The 19,985-nt window shown below is 38.0% G+C and carries 17 protein-coding genes; 6 read left to right on the top strand and 11 right to left on the bottom strand.

What is annotated here, in order from left to right; genetic code table 11:
* Positions 1-327 (top strand): hypothetical protein (locus tag ABE099_RS14445; protein ID WP_430031839.1); only part of this gene is annotated, 327 nt, incomplete at its 5' end.
* Here the strand turns inward: ABE099_RS14445 and ABE099_RS14440 are convergent.
* The gene (locus ABE099_RS14440) at positions 262-1,935 is read right to left on the bottom strand and encodes a CPBP family intramembrane glutamic endopeptidase (RefSeq protein ID WP_430031838.1); all 1,674 of its coding nucleotides are present in this window, start codon (positions 1,933-1,935) and stop codon (positions 262-264) included. The two genes, ABE099_RS14445 and ABE099_RS14440, sit on opposite strands and share 66 nt — an antisense overlap.
* Positions 1,936-2,565: 630 nt before the next feature.
* Between ABE099_RS14440 and ABE099_RS14435 the strand changes: the two genes are divergently transcribed.
* From ABE099_RS14435 to ABE099_RS14420, 4 genes are all read left to right on the top strand, one after another.
* Positions 2,566-3,864, top strand: a complete 1,299-nt coding sequence (locus ABE099_RS14435; protein ID WP_430031842.1) for a TrkH family potassium uptake protein — start codon at positions 2,566-2,568, stop codon at positions 3,862-3,864.
* A gap of 17 nt (positions 3,865-3,881) precedes the next feature.
* A complete protein-coding gene (locus ABE099_RS14430; protein ID WP_430031837.1) occupies positions 3,882-4,553 on the top strand; it encodes a potassium channel family protein in 672 nt (223 codons plus the stop codon).
* A gap of 81 nt (positions 4,554-4,634) precedes the next feature.
* A complete protein-coding gene (locus ABE099_RS14425; protein WP_430031836.1) occupies positions 4,635-5,519 on the top strand; it encodes an AraC family transcriptional regulator in 885 nt (294 codons plus the stop codon).
* 103 nt (positions 5,520-5,622) lie between these two features.
* Positions 5,623-6,969 (top strand): prolyl oligopeptidase family serine peptidase, encoded by a 1,347-nt coding sequence (locus ABE099_RS14420; RefSeq protein WP_430031835.1) that lies wholly within the window; start codon positions 5,623-5,625, stop codon positions 6,967-6,969.
* 135 nt (positions 6,970-7,104) lie between these two features.
* Here the strand turns inward: ABE099_RS14420 and ABE099_RS14415 are convergent, their stop codons facing one another.
* The 10 genes from ABE099_RS14415 to ABE099_RS14370 all read right to left on the bottom strand — a co-directional run bounded on the left by ABE099_RS14415 (position 7,105) and on the right by ABE099_RS14370 (position 18,792).
* Positions 7,105-8,016, bottom strand: coding sequence for a CPBP family glutamic-type intramembrane protease (locus ABE099_RS14415; protein WP_430031834.1), 912 nt, complete (start codon positions 8,014-8,016; stop codon positions 7,105-7,107).
* Positions 8,017-8,065: 49 nt separating this feature from the next.
* On the bottom strand, positions 8,066-8,722 hold the full coding sequence (locus ABE099_RS14410; RefSeq protein WP_430031833.1) for a hypothetical protein: 657 nt from the start codon (positions 8,720-8,722) through the stop codon (positions 8,066-8,068).
* 17 nt (positions 8,723-8,739) lie between these two features.
* Positions 8,740-9,627: an ATP-binding cassette domain-containing protein gene (locus ABE099_RS14405; RefSeq protein ID WP_430031832.1), complete on the bottom strand. Its 888-nt coding sequence runs from the start codon at positions 9,625-9,627 to the stop codon at positions 8,740-8,742.
* Positions 9,628-9,671: 44 nt separating this feature from the next.
* Positions 9,672-10,340 carry a hypothetical protein gene (locus tag ABE099_RS14400; protein ID WP_430031831.1) on the bottom strand — a complete coding sequence of 223 codons (669 nt, stop codon included), beginning with the start codon at positions 10,338-10,340 and terminating at the stop codon, positions 9,672-9,674.
* Entirely contained in the window at positions 10,333-11,241 is a 909-nt protein-coding gene (locus tag ABE099_RS14395) for an ABC transporter ATP-binding protein (protein ID WP_430031830.1), read from the bottom strand. Before ABE099_RS14395 ends, ABE099_RS14400 begins: the two co-directional genes overlap by 8 nt.
* A complete protein-coding gene (locus tag ABE099_RS14390) occupies positions 11,238-11,609 on the bottom strand; it encodes a GntR family transcriptional regulator (protein WP_210089258.1) in 372 nt (123 codons plus the stop codon). The genes ABE099_RS14395 and ABE099_RS14390 overlap by 4 nt, the downstream gene beginning before the upstream one ends.
* Positions 11,610-12,038: 429 nt before the next feature.
* Positions 12,039-16,232 carry a S8 family serine peptidase gene (locus tag ABE099_RS14385; protein ID WP_430031829.1) on the bottom strand — a complete coding sequence of 1,398 codons (4,194 nt, stop codon included), beginning with the start codon at positions 16,230-16,232 and terminating at the stop codon, positions 12,039-12,041.
* Between the two features lie 118 nt (positions 16,233-16,350).
* Positions 16,351-17,202 (bottom strand): hypothetical protein, encoded by an 852-nt coding sequence (locus ABE099_RS14380; protein WP_430031828.1) that lies wholly within the window; start codon positions 17,200-17,202, stop codon positions 16,351-16,353.
* 162 nt (positions 17,203-17,364) lie between these two features.
* Positions 17,365-18,216, bottom strand: a complete 852-nt coding sequence (locus ABE099_RS14375) for a DUF4367 domain-containing protein (RefSeq protein WP_430031827.1) — start codon at positions 18,214-18,216, stop codon at positions 17,365-17,367.
* A complete protein-coding gene (locus ABE099_RS14370; protein WP_430031826.1) occupies positions 18,217-18,792 on the bottom strand; it encodes an RNA polymerase sigma factor in 576 nt (191 codons plus the stop codon).
* A 549-nt stretch (positions 18,793-19,341) separates the two neighbouring features.
* Here ABE099_RS14370 and ABE099_RS14365 point away from each other — a divergent pair.
* Positions 19,342-19,863: a GNAT family N-acetyltransferase gene (locus ABE099_RS14365; protein ID WP_430031825.1), complete on the top strand. Its 522-nt coding sequence runs from the start codon at positions 19,342-19,344 to the stop codon at positions 19,861-19,863.
* The last annotated feature ends 122 nt before the right edge of the window (positions 19,864-19,985 follow it).

The following is a 19,985-nucleotide window of genomic DNA, read 5'->3' as shown; positions in this document are numbered from 1 at the left end:
CTACTTGACAGGGAGCACTTCAACCTTGGAGTGGGTCACTTCTTTTTTCTTTCGATGTATGTTAAGAGCGTAATAATAAATGCTGCAAACATAATGACATCTGTAAAAGAGAAGTTCATACGGTACACCTCCTTTCTGGAGGAGACCGCACCCACTCAAGGTGTGTTGTACAAGCTAAATTATACCATAGGAGTCTGCATTCATGCAGGCTCTTTTTGTCATGCAATGAGGGAATGTGAGAACATGGGTAAACCAAAGCTATTAACTTATACTGGTTACCTTAGCACGATTAAACCGATAAACGACATAGGCAACGATTGCAGGTAACACGATATAGAATATCCCCGCGATCCAGTTCACACTACCTCCCATAAGAATTAAGCTTAATGCCATTAGAATGCTGTCAAAAATAACATGGGCAAACATGGCCGCAATATAACCATGCTTTATGAAAATAAAGCTGAATATGAGTCCGATAAAGAGAAGCTCAATCGGTCTTGTATAGATTGGATAAATCGGATATAACGTATGTCCTAACGCCCAGATCACTGTGGTCACAATGCTAGCGATGAGGGTACTGCGGAACATCTTTTTAAGCATTGGAATTCCAAACAACCGATAAACGGCTTCTTCTCCTATGCCGGCTACCCATGCAAGTAATGGGAATAATAATGGATAGACCATATTATAAGGCGATTGCGTTGGATCTGTGGATGACCAAGTACCTAAAAGTGGCTCCATAATGAAGTAGATAATCGACTGTACACCTAACAAAATAAGTGCCCATGCATAACCTAATTTCATTGCTTGCAATACATGTTCTCCATAGTTGGCTTCATTGCTACGTTTCCACAATATTTTCCCTTGAGCACGGTATAATCCGTCACCACCTACAAGAGAAAAATAAATGGAAAAGGACATGATGAGTGTAATGCCAAACTGAAAAATTAATGATTTGATGAGCACACTTTGACTAAATACACTTTGCTCTAAAATAGGCAACATATTTAAAGTCCCAATCACTGAAAATATGAAGTAACAAGCACTTAGGAATGCACCACGTTTAAATGAGGTGTAAGCACGAGTTTTTGCACTATAGATAATTGCGAGAATCGCTAACACAAATGTCAGTAACCCATATCCTGCATACGTGAGCCAGCTTGCAACAGTGGTTTGATTATCTACATACGTTTTGTAGCTTGCTGGTGGTGCAAAATAAGTTTCAATTGATGACACATTTTTATATTCAAAATGTAATTCAATATAGGCTTTAGACTGACCGATGTTGTACTCCTTAACTTGATAACGCAATCCAAGCCCATTACTATTGTTATCAACCTGTAACTGATTAGGCTCATAACCCAATTGTTTTAAATAAGGAAGGGCAGCTCTTTCCTTTTCTGCGACGGTCATCGGACCTTCACGGTCTAAAAGAAACTTAGCGTTAGCAGGATCGATTTGCAGCATAAGTTGTTTAGATGCATTATTGGTGATACTAATTTTTTCGAAGCCAACTACTTTTCCTGTTGTCATGTGTACATTAATTATGATTGCTTTAAGTGCACCATTAGGGTTTTTGAAGTTTACCTTAAAAACATCATAAGGAAATTTCTGCCCATATTGCTCACTATAACTTTTTAATAATCCTTCTTTTGATAAATATCCATAAATATCTGGACGACTATCGTATGTAACAGTGATCTGATTACCTTCATCCTTCATATTAAGATTTGTATTGAGATAGGAGAGCGCTGCTTGCTTCGCCTGTTCCTTGGTAATGATCTTGCTTGCCTGATTCACACCAATCGTGTCAGAGGATGTATTAGGGATAAGTTGTACAAAGACAAAAATAATGAGTCCAATTATTGCACATATCCATAATTTATTTGATTTTACATTATGCCGCGCATTAGAATGATTTGATTTTGTAAGCATGAAATGACTCCTTTGCTAAATCGAATTTTTACCAAGTCTTATAAACATTATGATTGTACGATAACATAAAAGAACAGCTTGGTGCTACTAAGGGTATACTCATATTACGTTAATACAATGCTTTTGTTTTGACTTAACTTGCTGTAGTTTAATTTAAAGTAGAAATAAAGTGTTTAAAACGTTAATACAGCTTGATACATGAAGTATGGCTGGGCTTCAGTATTAATACAAGCTAAGTTTGAATCCTTTTGGTACTATTTCATTATATTTGGTGAAAATCTGTATTTGAGCTTCGCAAAAATAAAGCTTATAATCCATTTTTAGCCTATAAATACGGCTTAATTTTTAAAGTTAATGTGAACAGTCCATCTGAACTAGCGAAGAGACAGAGAGATTCTGGAGAAGCGATAGCAGCCGTCTTTAAAACCGGATTCTAACAATTAATTTTCATGATTAAGAATCTGGTTTTAACAAGGGTCGAAAGAACTCTCTGGAACGTAGCGACTAGCGCCAAATGGCTGCCTAGCAGTTACTTTAAATAAACCAATAATGATAGCTTTATTTTAAAAAGATGAGGTGAATGATTTGCACACGAAGCAACAAAGAAAATTTAAGCTTTCCCCACCTCAAATGTTAGTGCTGGGCTTTAGTGGCATGATCCTCATTGGCACTTTTTTATTGATGCTTCCCATTGCGAATCATACGGGGGAATCCCTTGTCTTTATAGATGCTTTTTTTACCGCAACCTCAGCTACGAGTGTGACAGGTTTAGTTGTTAGAGATACGGGGACCTTTTTTACAACGTTTGGACAAGTCGTGATCATGATCTTAATCCAAATCGGTGGTCTTGGTTTTATGACGATGGCTACACTTTTTGCCCTCGTATTTAGACGTAAAATATCACTTAAGGACCGGCTAATTTTACAAGAAGCTATGAATCAAGGTAGTATGGAAGGAATTGTAAGGCTGATTCGTAAAGTGTTATATTACTCTTTAATTATTGAAGTTAGTGCAGCGATGCTACTAGCCATACGTTTTGCAATAGATATGCCGATTCTTAAAGCGATCTATTTTGGATTTTTCCATGCGGTATCTATGTTTAACAATGCTGGGTTTGATTTGTTTGGACAATTTCATAGCTTAACCAATTATGTGGGGGACCCGATCGTAAATATCGTTGTAATGTTCCTAATTGTAAGTGGTGGTATTGGGTTTATCGTAATTGCTGATTTGATTAGTTATCGTAAAAACCGTAGATTGTCATTACATGCTAAAGTTGTATTAACGATGACTGCTGCATTGATCGTCACAGGGTTTATTACGATTTTCATATTTGAGTTCACAAATAAATCTACATTATCTCCATTATCTTGGGGAGAGAAGTTATGGAGTGCATTATTTCAGTCAGTTACGTCCCGAACTGCAGGAGCTAATACTTTAGACATTGGCAGTATGCGCCAGGCAACCCAATTTTTTATCATTATTTTAATGTTTATTGGTGCATCCCCTGGTTCAACGGGTGGAGGGATAAAAACAACCACCTTTACGATATTAGCTGGTGCAGTTATGGCGATGATTACCCGAAAAAATGATGTTATTTTATTTCGCTATCGTTTGGCGCAGGAACGAATTTTTAAGGCGGTTACAATTACGATGTTATCGTTATTTTGGGTGATTGGTATCGCGATGATATTATCCGCAACTGAAACGGCTCCTTTTTTGAGCATATTGTTTGAAACGATGTCTGCCTTTGGTACGGTTGGTTTGTCTATGGGACTGACCACGGAGTTAACGGAGGTAGGGAAGCTATTTATTTGCTTAACAATGTTTGTAGGTCGAGTTGGGTTACTGACATTAGCCTATGCGCTTGGACCTAAAAAAGAACGAGAGTTATTTCGTTATCCAGAGGGTAAAATTATTATAGGATAAGGAGTCTAAAGAGGAACATGAAGACACAGCAATTTGTGGTCGTTGGTCTAGGAAGATTTGGATCAAGTTTAGCGTTGGAGCTGATGGATTTAGGGTATGAGGTGTTGGGCATTGATCGTAATGAAGAGGTGGTTCATGAATTTTCCAATCGACTGACACATGCTGTTGTTGCTGATTCGACGGAAGAGGAAGTATTAAAGTCACTAGGTGTCCGCAATTTTGATTGCGGTATTGTTGCGATTGGAAGTGATATTCAGACAAGTATTTTGACTGCGATATTACTTAAGGACTCAGGGATTAAAACTGTGGTCGCCAAAGCGATTTCTGTTTTGCATGGTCGTGCCCTTGAAAAGCTAGGCATTGATCGTGTTATTTTCCCTGAACGAGATATGGGTGTACGTGTCGCGCACCAACTTGTAACCACCAATATGCTAGATTATATTGAACTATCTAAGGATTACAGCATCGTAGAGCTGAAGGCGCCAAGTTGTCTTAATGGGAAGTCGTTAGCTGAGCTTAATCCAAGAGTACGCTTCGGCTGTAGTATCGTTGCCCTGCATCGCGAGCATGGGATCATTGTAGCGCCAACCGCCATGGATCAGATACGTGAAGGAGATATTATGGTCGTTATTGGGCCCAATCGTAAAATTGATGAATTCGAGTCTTCTTTAAACGAAGATGAGGAATAAGCAAAAGATAACAAACACCTATGAGCAAAACATTTCATTTACAAAATATTTGTCGATCATTTTTGGGATGGGGTGCTAAGGTTGCAATATAAGTATGAGTTAGTTCAGAGAGATGATCACTTACCATTAAAAATTATTATTCATCAATATAATCGCCCCGTCCATGTGCCTTTGCATTGGCATGATAGTGTTGAAATATCGTATGTGTTATCAGGAAAAATTGATGATATTTATATTGATGGGGCCCATTATAGCTCTAATGCTGGGGATATTGTAGTAATTAACTCGAAGGCTATTCATTCTTTTACGAATCGGAGTAATGGGGACAGGGAAGCTGTAACCATTTTGATTCCATATGATTTTATAAAACCGTGTGTAAAAGGGAGTGAGCCGATTGAATTTGATTGTATCTCGATCGTAGAGAGTGATCAACGGAGGTTGGCGCATTTTGCAGAGTTGCGTAAATTACTAAATGCAGTCGTGGTATCTCATTTAAAGCAACATCGAGATGAGTTTGCACATGTTCATTTAACTGCGTTATCGTATCAGATTATTTATGTACTGCTAAAATATTTTGTAATAAGGAAAGAAGAGAAGCAAGCGGTTCAAACTAGTAAACATCGGGAACGGTTACTTTCCATAAAAAATTATGTAGAGACACATTATGATCAAAATCTATCTGTAGAGCAAATTGCGCACACCTTTCAACTTTCCCCTCAATATATGTCTCGTTTTTTTATTAAGCATACGGGCATGACCTTATTCCAATATATTAATGAGCTAAGGCTAGAAAAGGCGTATCGTGATCTTATGAATACGGATCTCTCAATTTTAAATGTTGCAATGAATCATGGGTTCCCTAATGAAAAGTCGTTTATTAGAGTTTTTAAAAATGGATATGGCGTTACTCCCCATCAATATCGCAAGGCTCGAAAAGGCAGTATGATCATAAAGGATGAAAATTGACCATAAAAAGGTTAATAATGTGCAGGTTACTTTCTATGTTTAGAATTAAAATTAAGTGTAAGCGTTTTCTAATAGTCCAAATTAATAAATAGGAGGATTACTAATGTTCACAAAAACATGGAAGTCCGCCAAGCTTATGATGGCGAGTACACTTATTTTTACAATGGCATTTCATTTTACTCCAACCGCAGAAGCAAAAGAGAGCAAAAAGAAAACCCCTAGCTATCGTACAATAGTTGAAGTCGAGGACTGGGGACCCGTTATTTCAAAAGTCATTGTTAATGTTGGGAAAGCAGTGCCTAAGCAGGCAATTTCAAATCATGCTTTTGATGTTTATGTCGAACGTAGTGATAAAAGGTTAAGTACACCTTTACTTGAAAAAGGAAACCGTACAGTTACAAAAGCTTATGTCTCCGATAATAATGGAAATCCCGTGAAAAAGAGTGGGAATTATGTTGCACTTGAGATGGAAATCGCACCTGATAAAACTTTAGGTTCTGCGATGAACTTTGATCTTAAAACAGGTTTAAATGACTGGGTGGAAAGTAAATATACCATTACTCAACAGCAACCTATTAAGCTGAAGCGTGGTAAAGTGACCGGTTTAAAGGTGACTACTTCTCAGGGTGAAATTAGAAAAGGAGTAGAGCAGTTTAAGACAGGGAAAGCCACTTATGATGGTGTTCAATTAACGTATGCAGATTATACGCCACCGAAAGTTAGAGGTAAGGAAAAAGCAAGCAACAATGAAAAAAAACCACTCATTATTTGGCTACATGGCATGGGTGAAGGGGGAACAGATTCAACAGTTGCAATCGCGGGCAATAAGGTTGTAAACTTTGCCTCAAAGGACATTCAGCAATACTTTAAAGGTGCGTATGTGCTTGCACCACAGACACCTACCTTCTGGATGGATGGCTTTAATGGGTTTGGCGATGGCACCTCGAAGTATCAAAAGGCATTAATGTCGCTTATTCAGGATTATGTATCTAAACATAAGGACATTGATCAGAATCGTATTTACATTGGTGGTGACTCTAATGGCGGTTACATGACAATGCTGATGGTTCGCGATTATAAGGACTATTTTGCAGCGGCGTTTGTGGCTTGTGAGGCTTTAAAGGATGACTTAATTACAGATGAGCAAATCGCTGCAATGAAGAATATTCCGATGTGGTTTGTGGCTGCCAAAAGTGATAAATTAGTTCCACCAAGTGACTATATGGTTCCTACGTACAATCGCTTATTAAAAGTGGGGGCAAAGGATGTGCATATGACTTTATTTGATAACGTGAGTGATACCTCAGGTCTTTATAAAAAAAGTGACGGGACACCTTATGAATATGATGGACATTGGTCTTGGATTTATGTCTATAACAATGAGGTCGCCAAGGAAATCGGGGGTAAACGCACCACAATCATGGAGTGGTTAGCAGCAAAACATAAATAAAATAAACGAGACAAATAACTATAGTAGTATTAAAAAACGAACTATCCAAGAACTTCTAACCAGGGATCAGTCCCATTAGAATTTCAAAGATAGTTCGCTTTTTATTATATTGAAAAAGATTGTTAAGATCTGATACTACGCTAATGCGGATGCGGATACATTTTTATTAATCTTTTTACTGTGGTAAAAACGAATTGCTTGAAATAGACTAAGCACAACGCAGCTTCCAAGGATTACAAAGCCAAACATAATCATGACTTGCGTAACACCTTGAGTTTCTTCTGTAAAAGATAGCAATCTCTCATTAGGCCCAAATAAATAGCGGGAGCATAGGAGAAATGTAATATGGAAGCCGATGGACGCCCATAAGGAGCCGGTAATGATTCTAAATAGCTGAAGATTAATACCAAATAGAAACAATAATAAAATATAGGGAATGCTAATTTGGGATTGGAAAGACATCCCTATGGCATACTTTAGTCCATCGATAGTGACAGGTACAAGGATAAATAGGATGACCTGAGCAACAACTGCGATGACTGCCGATAAATGAGAGCGTAACCCACTGTACACTACACCTCGTAACGTAAGCTCTTCTGGAATTGCTTCGTATCCTAAAGAAATCAAAGCTTGAATTACGATAACCGTTAACAGCTCAATGGAAAAGTCCCATTTTACGTCCGTGATCCATCCATTTCGTATCGCGAGCCATACGCCAAGACTAGCTAGACCTCCTGCTAAACCAACACCACTTAACAAATGAAGAAGTGTTTTCTTAGTTAATGGAAGAAATTTCTCATGGAACCTAAAACGTCTCACAATGATAAATACAGTGGGGACAATGAGTATAGCACACACAATAGCCTGAACAATGAACATCGTTTGAGAGGAAGCCCCTGCTCCTTTTACATAAGATCCTGCGACGATAGCCAAAAATAATCCCAATACCATTGTAGCCCACCCAAGGAAAGCGATAAGCCAACCTTTCTTAATGGGATTGGTCATTGTGTTAGCTGATTGTACTGAGTTATGATTGTTTTTCTCCATTTATAAGTTACCTCATCTCCTATGATTTGAACTAGAAATGTATAAATGATTACTTCTTTTTAGTGCTTACATTACCACGACGGTAAAACAACCATCCTAAGCCTAACAAGACACAGGCCAGGATCAACATGAGATGATTTTCCATCCACATCGGCTGATCAATTTGGGTTAAAGCTACAAAATTATGAAATAAATATTGATAAAATAAAGCGTAATATAGTAACAGGCTAGCGATACCTACAAGGAAATGATAGAAGTAAAATAACGCACCTGTAATTAAAGATAATGCCGAAATGATCATCGAGGTTGTGAATAAATGGTAAAACATAATTAAAGGATTAGCAGTTGGTGGTGTAAGCTGTACACCTAACCATGGTGCGACTAATACTACGCCATAGACTAGCACAACCGTGAAAAGTGCCATCAGAATGCAACTGATCGTCGACCAGATGACCAAGGTCTTATAGTAGCTTTTCCTCGTGACACTATAGTTCATCATTAACGAAAATAGATGTGTAGCATTATAAATACTTGTAACCAAAACGAAAATCCATACCGCTGTAATGGCAGCAGGGAGTGAATCGTTTAATCTTCCTTCACTCCTAAAAAATCCACGAACTAGAGATTGGTCAGTAATTACAATAAGCAAAATGCCCCAAAAAATCATATAAGCTTTGCGGTATTGCATTACAAATAAGGGTATCATTTTTCTTAATGGAAGCATTACCATTCACCTCTGTCCTGATCATTCATTTTAATTAAATATTGGACTAGCTTTTGAGGGGCTAAGCCTGAAATCTGTAAGCCTTGCTCTTGTAAGGAAGTCAACGCGGGTGGTAGTTCTCCCAACCAAATGAGGGCGAGCGTACCACCTAAGCTTTCTTGATGGATGACATGAGAATCTTGAACCCATTGTTCCAGTAAACGTGCATCACCTTGAATTAGCTTCGCCTGCTGTACAAATGTATCACTATCCATATTAGCTAAAATCGTTCCATTTTCTAAATAAGTGATTTTTTCAAAGAGCTTAAAAGCCTCATCTATAAGATGAGTAGAAATAATAAATGTTCTCGGGTACTTCGTATATTCCTGTAATAGTAGATCGTAAAAAAGCTCCCGTTTATCTGCATCAAGTCCTAACGTTGGTTCATCTAAGATCGTAATTGGGCAGCGGCTGGCAATTCCTCTCACAATCCCTACCATTGATTTCATCCCGCGTGATAATTTGCTGTATTTCTTTTTGAGTGGAAGTTCAAATATTTCAAGCAATCTCGTCGCTAATTTTGCATCCCAGTTTGTATGGAGCAATGCGCCAAACGCCATAATCTCATTTACTTTATGCTCACTCCAAATGTGATCATCTACCTTCACCAAACAGATCTGTGAGCGGTGCTCTTCATTTAGCATTATATTTTGCCCGTCTACGATGATTTCTCCCTGATCTGGATACGTATGACCAGCTAAAATATGCATTAAAGTTGTTTTACCAACCCCATTTGCACCTAATAGTCCATGGATGACGTTAGGCTCAAAGGTTACATTAATTTGCTGTAAAACGGGGTGGGCTTGAAAGCTTTTATTTATATCACGACATTCCAATGTGGGTGTCAAATTCATTCACCTCTCTATACATAGTGACAAGCTCTTGTTAAAAATTAAACAGGTAACCTTCTTAAAAATAGATAAACAATCCATCCATATACAAAAGAGAGCAGGAGGCTCCAGTTAAATAGCGCGGCAGGGGGGAGCTCCCATAATGTTTTAATGAAAGCAACAGCCATATCCTGAAGCGGCTCTAAATTAGCGAAGCCTAACACCAGTAATCCTAGCACCCAAATTAAATGCTTACCAAATACTCTAGTTAGGCAATTAATTAGCATGCCTAGCAAAAACATATGCAGAAATACACAAAAGTTAAAATAAAACCTTTCCCAAATTGGATAATTATTCAAGTCAGAATACTCATTAATCATTACACCTAAGTTAAAGGAAAAGTAATTTTCTAATAAAGATATGAATGAAAAAAACAATGACAAAATAGCACTGATTCCGATTACTGTTATCATGGTTGCGATCATATAATCACGTCTACGCGTGCTTAGACCTACAGCAAAATAGAAGGTTCGACCTATGATTAAAATCCCCATCACAAACATAAAAACATAAATCGTAACGATACTATTTTTCATGGTGGGCTGGTCTCGAAAAATGTTAAGAATGGAACCGATAAGTAAGTTTCCTAAAAAAATAATGATAGGGAGATAAAGCAATGTGGGTTTATCCTTTAAATGAATACGAAGCACAGCACTGATTTTATTATTCATACAGTTTCACTCCTTTTTTGCCCTGCACAGCCCTTGTTGTATATACAATTAGCTTTTGCAATGGCACAGGTGCAAAGGTGAGCGCATTAAGGTTACCACTTGTAGACATTTCCTTTGTTAATACACCAGTTATGATCACACTCATGGTATCTCCTAGCGTTTCAGAATGTAAGGTTTGGCAGTTGTATTGCTGAATAAATTGATTCACTTGATTGACTGCACCAGAGACATAAAAGCTGGATTGCTGTAGCTTTTCCACTTCTTCTTGTAATATAAGCTTACCGCTATCAATAACTAAAATATATTCTAGTAGGTCGCTCACCTCATCAATTAAGTGAGTTGATAAAATAAAGGTACGTGGAACATTAGCATAATCCTCAATAAGCTGACTATAAAAGTAGCTCCGATTTGCAACGTCTAAACCTACGTAGGGCTCATCTAAAATCGTAATGGGTGCGCGACTAGCAAGGCCGATAATAATGCCTACCGCGGATAGCTGTCCACGAGATAATTTCCCCATTTTATTTTTTAAGGGGAGCTTAAACCCAGTCACAAGTTCACTTGCATATTGTGCATCCCAATTCACATATAAGTGAGCGCATATATCAAGTACATCTGAAATTAAGAAATGCTCGGGGTATTTTTGACTTTCTTTTATGAAGCAAATCCCATTTTGTACCTGTAGGTTTTCGTAAGGGGACTCGCCAAAAATAGAAATCGTCCCAGATGTAGGGAATAGCTGTGAAGTTAACATCGATAATAACGTTGTTTTCCCCGCGCCATTTTTGCCGATTAACCCATAAATCACATCTGGTTTGAGCTGGAAGCTAAGATTATCTACGGCTGTCATCTTTTTATATTTTTTTGTTAGTCCCTTGACCTCAATCACGTTGGTAGTCATGATTGCTCTTCTCCCCTTTGGATCATTTCTGTCAGTTGATTGGCTGTAATCCCAAGCTTGGCTGCTTCCCGCACCATAGTGACAATGTATTGCTCATAAAACTGTTCTTTTCGTTTTTCAATCAACGTATTTTTGGCTCCTTCAGCAACAAACATGCCAATCCCTCTCTTCTTGTATAAAATATTTTGATCTACAAGTAAGTTGACGCCTTTTGCAGCGGTTGCTGGATTAATCTGATAAAACGCTGCAAATTGGTTGGTAGAAGGAACCTGTGCTTCTTCTTGTAGACGTCCTTCAACAATATCGTTTTCAATTTTTTCTGCGATCTGTATAAAGATTGGACGACCATCGTCTGTCAAAAAACTCATCACCACACCACCTAACTGGTTAGTTACTCATGTAACTAACTATATAAGCAGAGGGGGAGATTGTCAATAGTTGTTTTAGTTTTAGCTAAAGAAAAACCCGAACTACTACGGAAATAAATTTCCGTAGTAGTTCGGGTTAAATAAATACTAATTTTTAAATAGAGTGATAATTATGACTCAATCTTAAAATCGGTACTTGACAATAAGCTAACGTAGCGAAGGAGCAGGGAGATGGTGGAGAAGCGAGAGCGTGACAATCTTTCTGCAAGAAAGATACTTCGAGAGCATAAACACTTTATGGACACAATTTCATCCATTCAATATATGTTATAAAGAAATTGGGGCCTTAACAGCGGTTGAAGCCACTCCCTGCTACGTAGCCTCTTACTTCATAGATTGTGAAGAACCGATTTCCGTGTTAAGCCGTAATTATTCTACAAATTTAATTCCACGCAGTAACAGATGAAGTGAACCTGCTGCGGTTTCACGAGTGGCTGGCTTTTGTGGATCAAACTTGGCTTTGTTATTAGTATTCCCATCAATAACTCCGTATTGAGATAACAGGTCAATGCTTTCCTTCGCATAGCCTTGAATGTCTGCGGCATCGGAATAGGTGTGAAGAATAGGATTACTTTGTTGTAGCTTGACACCTGTTAATTCCAATGCTCTAGCTAGTAAGACAGCTAAATCTTGTCTTGATACAACCGTATCAGGTGCAAACTTTGTTGCACTAATACCTTGAATTAGCCCTGCTTCATAAGCAGTCGCCACATCCTGTGCATACCAAGCTGTTGATGGAACATCACTAAAGTTCACTTGTTTGGCAGGTGTTGTAGTGGTAGTCGTAGTTGGGTTTGAAGCAGTTAAGCCTAATGAACGCACAAGTAATGCTGTAAACTGAGCCCGAGTTAACGGTGCAGTTGGTGAGAATTTATCTTGACTTGTTCCTTCAATAATAAACTTGTGTGCCAATGCTTTAATATGTGACTCCGCCCAAGAGGTAGAAATGTCGGTGAAGCTTATTTTTTGTCGTGCTAATACATACGTAGACCAGCTTGGGTGATTGACACTAACGATCGTTGTATGATCCTTCTGTGCTTCGACAAATGAAGGGATAGCGCTAATTTGTTCTCCTGCTTGAACTAATACCCCTGCTTGATTTGCTTTGATTTCCTCCGCTACAAGCCATGCGCGTTTAATAAATAAGTTAGTTGGAAGCTGAATAGGTTGGTTGCTATTCGTTGTTGACCATTCTGCTTTGAACGAGACAGGATCTCCAAGAAGTGTACGTTGTTTTGAAATTTTTCCTGTAAAGGTGACATCCTTATTTATGCCAAGTGTAACTTTAAGTCCCGCATTTTTAGGTGCTAAAGTTAGCAAGGTGGATGGGAGAGCTACAGCTTCCTTGCCTGTGCTTATAACAAGAAGTGGTTTTTCTTTTAAAGCTGTAATTAATTTTAATTGCTCTGCTGATAATGAAATCTGTGTTAATTTGGTGAACGGTGAGCGTATGACATAGGCGGTTGTATGCTCTTTGTTCGCTTCTATTGCTTCTTTAAGCTGAGCATCTGTAATTTCAACAACATGACTTTCAACATTTTCCTTAGCTCCAACGAGTACATGCTGCTTAAACCCTTGTGGAATAACAGTTTTTTCAACTGGTGTTACGTTCTGATTAACTTCAGACTTAGGTGGGGAACTTTGATTATTCCCGCTCCCACTACCTCCGTTACCATTTGATCCTGTGTTGCCCCCTTGATTTGGTTCTCCGCCTGGATTCCCTCCAGAATCAGGGGTAGGAGATGGATCAATCCGAAATGCAATAAAACCTTTATACAAGATGGCTTTGGTTCCTTCGTACACGAGCTGCCCATCCTCATCCAATTGTGCTGCAACCACGTTAATTCTGTATTGACCTTCCTGTAAGTGAGCAGTTTTGGGATTGCCATTATCATCTAATATCGGCTTACCCTCTTCATCATAAGGGTGGTAGACGTCACTTACGCTTTTGTAGGTGTAGGTGTCTGGCTTAAAGAAGCTTGAAGGTGAATCACTGAATTTTTCCTCATAATAACCAATCGTTTCATCATGAAGGTTTAAAATCTCTAAAATATAATAATTTGTATTTTCTGCACTTAATTTAAATGAAAGCTCCGCCTTGTCTTGATTTGTGCGTTTAGGATAAATCAGCTCCTTGGATAGGGCTAAATCTTGAACTCCAAATCCTGTACTTGGTTTTTCTTGCCCAATGTAGATTGAAAACGGAAGATGTAATGTAGGCAGTTGAGGATTTTCTAATTTAATTTGTCCTTGATAAAAGCCATCTGCCGCATCGTTAGGTGTTTTGATATTTAGGGTGAACTCTTTAGTTTGCTGTGCGTTAGCTAAAATCGTTCCGTCTGAGAGGGTAGCTTCAATTCCGCCATTCCCACCAAACCACTGGATAGAGGTAGTGTAGTCTACATTTTGTGCTGACGTATTTTTTAGTTGTAGTTTTTTAGTAAGCTCTTGGTTTACTCCAACCACACCAAAGCTAGTTGAGGAATTGTAGTTGAGTACTTGTTGCCGATTATAATTTTTATCTAAAATTGTGATGGGTTCAACCGCTTGGAGTAGAGCAGGAGTTTCTATTGCTTTTGCAACATTTGCACGTCCTGCCCCTTGCTTAAATACATCATACGGATTCCCGTCTTCATCACTTAAAAGGTCAGAGGTGTTAGCAAGTGCGGCCCGAATGTCAAAAGGAGTCCAATCTGGGTGCTGTTGCTTCAGTAATAACGCTAATCCAGCAACATGAGGAGTTGCCATGCTTGTGCCATTTAAGCGAGCATAAGCTTTGGCGTAGGAGACACCTTCTTTATTTTTCCCGTACGCTGGATAAGTAGAGAGTATATTTACACCTGGGGCAGTGATATCAGGCTTTATACTTAGCTTTGCATCAGCATTAGGTCCCCATGAAGTAAAGTCGGCAATGCGATCCCCTGCAATGACATCCTGCTCATAATGAGAAGGGAACGTAATAGAAAGTGCCTTCTCCGCATTTTCATTTTCGATCAGCTGATTGGCTAACGATCTACCTACTGTCCCTTGGATATCAAATGCAGGAATATAGTCAAAGCTGTCTCCCACATTTAAATTTATAAAACCGTCAAGGTTAGGTAGGGAAGGGGTTAAATCTGCATCAGTTTGGTTTGCGGCGGCTTTACCATTAAAAATAACGATCGCTGTGGCGCCATGCTGCTTGGCATTAATAATTTTATCAACGAAAGCAAGCTTCCCTCTTGAAGCCAACACAACTTTTGCTTGGACATCCTTATTGTTATAATCACTTTTGTCACCAAGTCCAACATAAACAACCTCATGTTTTTCGGTTCCTAAAATAGCTGGGAAATCAGTTTTTGCCGTTTCCCATCCTAGTAGCTTAAAATCAACGGGTTCAGGTGTAGTTTCATTTTCATCTAGATTCTCATTGTTATGACTGAAGCTTGCACTAAGCTGACCAGAGAAACGTTGCTCCTCACTCGTAATCGCCCCAACCGAAATAGCAAGCTGAGAGGAGGCAGGTGAACCCATCGTATAGTGACCTGGTCCTGCATTCCCATTTGCCACTACCGCTGTAACGCCTGCAAGAACTGCATTATTAATTGCAATTGAATCAGGTGAGTTTACATTTTTTTCAGAATCTGAGCCTAGCGATAAATTAATGACATCCATTCCATCTTTAACCGCACGCTCAATGCCATCAATCACTTGAGCGGATGTACCAGAAGAGCGATCTGGTCGTTCTAAGTCTCTGCCAAGTACTTTGTAGGCATACAGGCTTGCGTTGTAGGCAACACCCTTTTGTACGATTTCACTCTCCTGATTTGCAAATTGTCCAATAATTGTACCAGCCACATGCGTACCATGGTAGGTTCCTTTGTAGCCGACATTAAACGGGTCCTCCTCCGCAGTTAATGGGATTTCTTCATAAGGATCATCATCTTGATAAAAGGAGTCGTAACCTCCTTTATAAATCGGGGCGATATCTGGATGTGTATAGTCAATTCCTGTATCAATCACACCCACCTTTAAACCAGCACCAGTCAGGTTTTTAGCCCAAGCTTGGTCTGCGCCAATCTGTTTAAGTGGGTTACTATCATATTGAAACTCATCGTTTTCAGCACCAGTAGGTTCAATCGGAATCGGGAACCAAGTACGGTTGGCATCAATCGCCTTCACACCTGGTAGCTTGGCTAGGTCTGCTAGCTGATCCGCAGGCAATGTAACTTCAAAGCCATTTAATACGGTATCATACTGATAATTGACCTTGAGGGATAAGCCTGAATCGGTGGCTTCTTCTAGAAATTGTGCTTGTTCTGTCTGAACATTTGCTTCGGTGGCTGTTTTAGCTAAGCTTTGAATTCCTTGAGCTGCTGCATACTTCCCTATCGCTGCAGGTTGGGTGCCAAGCTGTACAATGACAGAAATATCTCCACTTGTTTGTGTGATCTGCGATGAAATGATTGGAGAGGGGGTAAGTGATGGACTACTGGCTGCTGCCAGTCCAGTTAAATGGCTGACTAATAGCCCAACAATTGCTGAGGTCGTGCATAACTTAGAGATAAATCCGTTTCTTTTCAATCCAACTCCTCCATCCAGATATTTATTTATTCCCTTGGTCAAATCGCAGTATTTCGCAGTATTGAACTTGGGTTAATAGAATAAATATGCAGGAGGGAAAATTTTCATGAAAAAATTTTTAGTCAAATACTAGTTCAAAGTAGAAATCTGAATTAAAAAAAATATTTTTTTCATTTACTAATTCGCTCTTAAGCGTTTCCTTCATAATGATCATAAATTGTTCCTGTTGAGTGTCATCAGCACAATGGGAAAAAGACTTATATAAGCTAACAAACTTTCTGAAAAAAGTTGAGTCTTTAAATAGCTTTGATGATTCTAAACCCTGGAGTATGTTATTGATTGCACTAGAGTACTTTCGATGCTTTATGTTATACAAGGCGAGTGAGTAAAAAAGTTTCATTACATAAGAGGAGTTTTTATCTTTTAAAAATGAGATTGCAGTGTTAATTTCATTTTCAAATGAAGTCAGAATATCATCTATATTAAAATTATGTGTCAGACTTGCTTCAATAATATTAAGTATTCCTGCTAATTTATCATCTAAATCAGCCTCTTTTAAAAACTGTACGTATGTCTCAATATATTGTTTGTTACCTTCTAAAACATTCACTGCTAATCTATTTAAATTAGCAAATGATCTAAAAAAATCTATCTCTTCTTTTGCCTCAGGGCTACCATCATCTAATAGAGATAAATCACTATATTTTTCAATCAGCATTTTTGACTCTGAATACTGTTTTTTATTTTGTAATGCGACTCCTTTGGCAAGTTGGCTAAAGCCAAAGTAATAAACTAAATGTCTTTTAGGTTGTGGGGAAATGCTACTTTTTTCTTGCTGTAGCTTTACGGCATTTGAGTAGAGTTTGTCAGCGATGATTATCATTTTATCCCAATCTTCCATTCTAAAAGCAGCTTTCAGTAAATCTACAATGGCGTCGATATGTAAATGATCAATAATTAAATCTCTCAACAGATCTCATCTCCTATTTTATGCCTTTAGTTCCTTTATAAATTATAATAAGTAATTGTTTTACATTCAGCAATAGAAATTGCTTTTTTAGTTAAAAATTAATGAAACAAAAACAAAAGACAGAGGATTGAGAAAAATCCCTCTGTCCCTACTCTTCATCCTTTATTGCGTATTCCCTTGTTGTACCGTACCCTCCGCCATCTTTACTAGCTCCTCTGAGCTTAAGTTCCCTGTTAGCTGCAACAAATAGCGATTTGTGGGATCAAGCCATTCTACTCTTCCGCCACCTTCAGCATATTCAACTAAGATACCTTCCCTGTGTTGAATCTGAATCGCAGTTACTTTCCCTGCTTCTTGATCCACACTTGTATTCCAAGGTGTTCCATGTGAATTGAGCTTTCGCTCCGTCAGTGAGATCAAATTGCCATTTGTCTGGATATACTCGATTCTGACCATTTGGTAAATACCTTCTTCATTTGGATAAAGTTCAATTTTTTCTAATTCAACCTGATCCGGAAGTGTTTGAGGCATATAGATAGGTACATCACTTTGCAATAAGGCATCATTTAAACTTACCTCGACAGGGTCCAAAATGAGAGTAGCGTCAGGTTGGATTGGGCTCGATTGAATGTCACCTTGGGCTACGTCTGGAGGTGGTGCTGTTTTTGCATCATCATGGGGATCTGTGACTTCGTCACCTCCATACATAATGTGAATAATTCCCGCCTGAGCATCCTTTACAATCTGTATCATTTGCTGAAAAGCATAAGCAGGGCTGGAGCCAGTGGAGAAAATTCCCACAGTTAAAAATATACAAGCTATCGCAGCTGCAACGGAACTCATTTTAAACCAGTGATATCGTTTCTTTCTTTTCTGTAATTGACCTTGCATTTTTATCCAGGCTGCATTTGGATCAGGAATGTTATTTTCGATCTGTTTATACAAGCGTTGAACGGTTTGTTTTGCCAAGTTATCAAGCTCATTGTGCAGATTCTCATTGTTATCAGGGCTCATTTAATTATCCCCCCAGGTTTGTGTTAATACTTCAGCTAGTGCTGATCTGGCTTTTTTGAGTCGTTTACTCATGACTGGTTCTTTAATTCCTAACATATTGGCGATTTCCTTACTGGATTTATCTTCAATATATTTGAGGTATAGTACAACCCGATATTCCCATTTTAATTGGGCTAAGCAGGTATGAATGGCCTCGGTACGAATTAAATTATCAATCATTTTATCAATATCTTCTGTAATTCCATTGAAACTTTTACTATTCTTAGTATCTATAACGTTTTCTATATCTGAAACTTGCCGATATTTTTTATTTTTTCTTAAAATGTCAAAAGCAGTATTACGAGCAATCTGTTTAAGCCAAGCCTTAATATTAGAATCAGGTTTTGTTTTGGGTCCCGATTTCATCGCTTTTATAAAAACTTCATTAATTGCATCCTCAGCTAGGCCATGATCATTCAATAAAAATAACAATTGCGGATAAATGAGATTATATAATGAAAAATATAAATTTTTTTGAGTAATTTCATCTAAATTTCTAATGTCACTTCGAAAAATAATTAACAATTGATCAGACAAAGCAAGAATCCCCCTCAGCCTATTTTTCTAATGGTAATATATAGGCGACATGGCTCTTATTATAGAACATTTTGTCTAAATGCTAAAGCAGGTAATAAAATCAAATGAAAGAAAGGAATTAAAATAATAAATATGATAAGTACACTAAACTTTATTAGTACACTTTGCCGATAAATAAAGAAGGTTATTCATTAATTTACATAAAATAACATTTACAGCAGATATGAATGAGAATGGGGGGAAATAATGCTACAATTTAACTGGTTCTATTTAAAAATTAGTTTTTGCTAACGACTAGAGGGTGACAGCTACGATCCAGAGAGTTCTTGCGATTGTGTTAAAATCATATTCCTTTTAATGAAATAAAAGAATTGGTGTATTGGTGGAATTTGATTTTAAGAGACAATCTTCAGAATCTCTCTGTCTCTTCGCCAATTTGAGTCGCGGTCAAGTACTAATTTCAAGATGGAGCTATTTAAACAAATGTGTTTTTTAGCTTTAACATCAAGAAAGAATGAATGGGTGAAAGAAAGGAAGTTGTATCAATTGATGAAGGAAATCGATCAATCTTCGTTTGATCAAGTATATGAGTTAATGTCGGAATCATTTCCCAAAAGTGAATACAGAACTTATGATGGACAGCTTGATTTATTAAGCAATCCTTTGTATCAATTATATGGTAGATTTAATGAAAAAAAACAGATAGAAGGCTTTATCGCTAGCTGGGAATTTTCCTGCTTTAGATTTGTAGAGCATCTCGCTGTGAATCCAACACTTCGTGGGGGCGGAATCGGGAGTAAATTAGTCATTGATTATTTACGCAAGGATTTAAATAAAACCGTGGTGTTAGAGGTAGAACATCCTCATGAAGAGATGGCACAGCGACGAATTGGTTTATATAAAAAGTTAGGATTTCAAGTTAATAACAACTACAGCTATGCACAACCTGCTTTACGCGAAGACGAAGCAGAGCTTCCATTACTTATTATGAGTTATCCTGCTTTGCTGTCTCCAGTGGAGTTCGATCATGTCAAGCATGTGCTGTACAGTAAAGTGTATGGCGTTTATTAAGTTGTTAATAAGCATATTGTGAAAAAATAAATACGAAAAAAATATTAAAAAACGGACCTGAGTAAGTGCTCTAGGTTCGTTTTTTTTTGTATTGAAAGTAAAAAATAGGGCATTTTATATGT

The organism is Paenibacillus turicensis, from assembly GCF_050461185.1.
GTDB lineage: Bacteria > Bacillota > Bacilli > Paenibacillales > Paenibacillaceae > Fontibacillus > Fontibacillus turicensis_A.
This window is presented reverse-complemented; position numbering and strand designations above follow the sequence as displayed.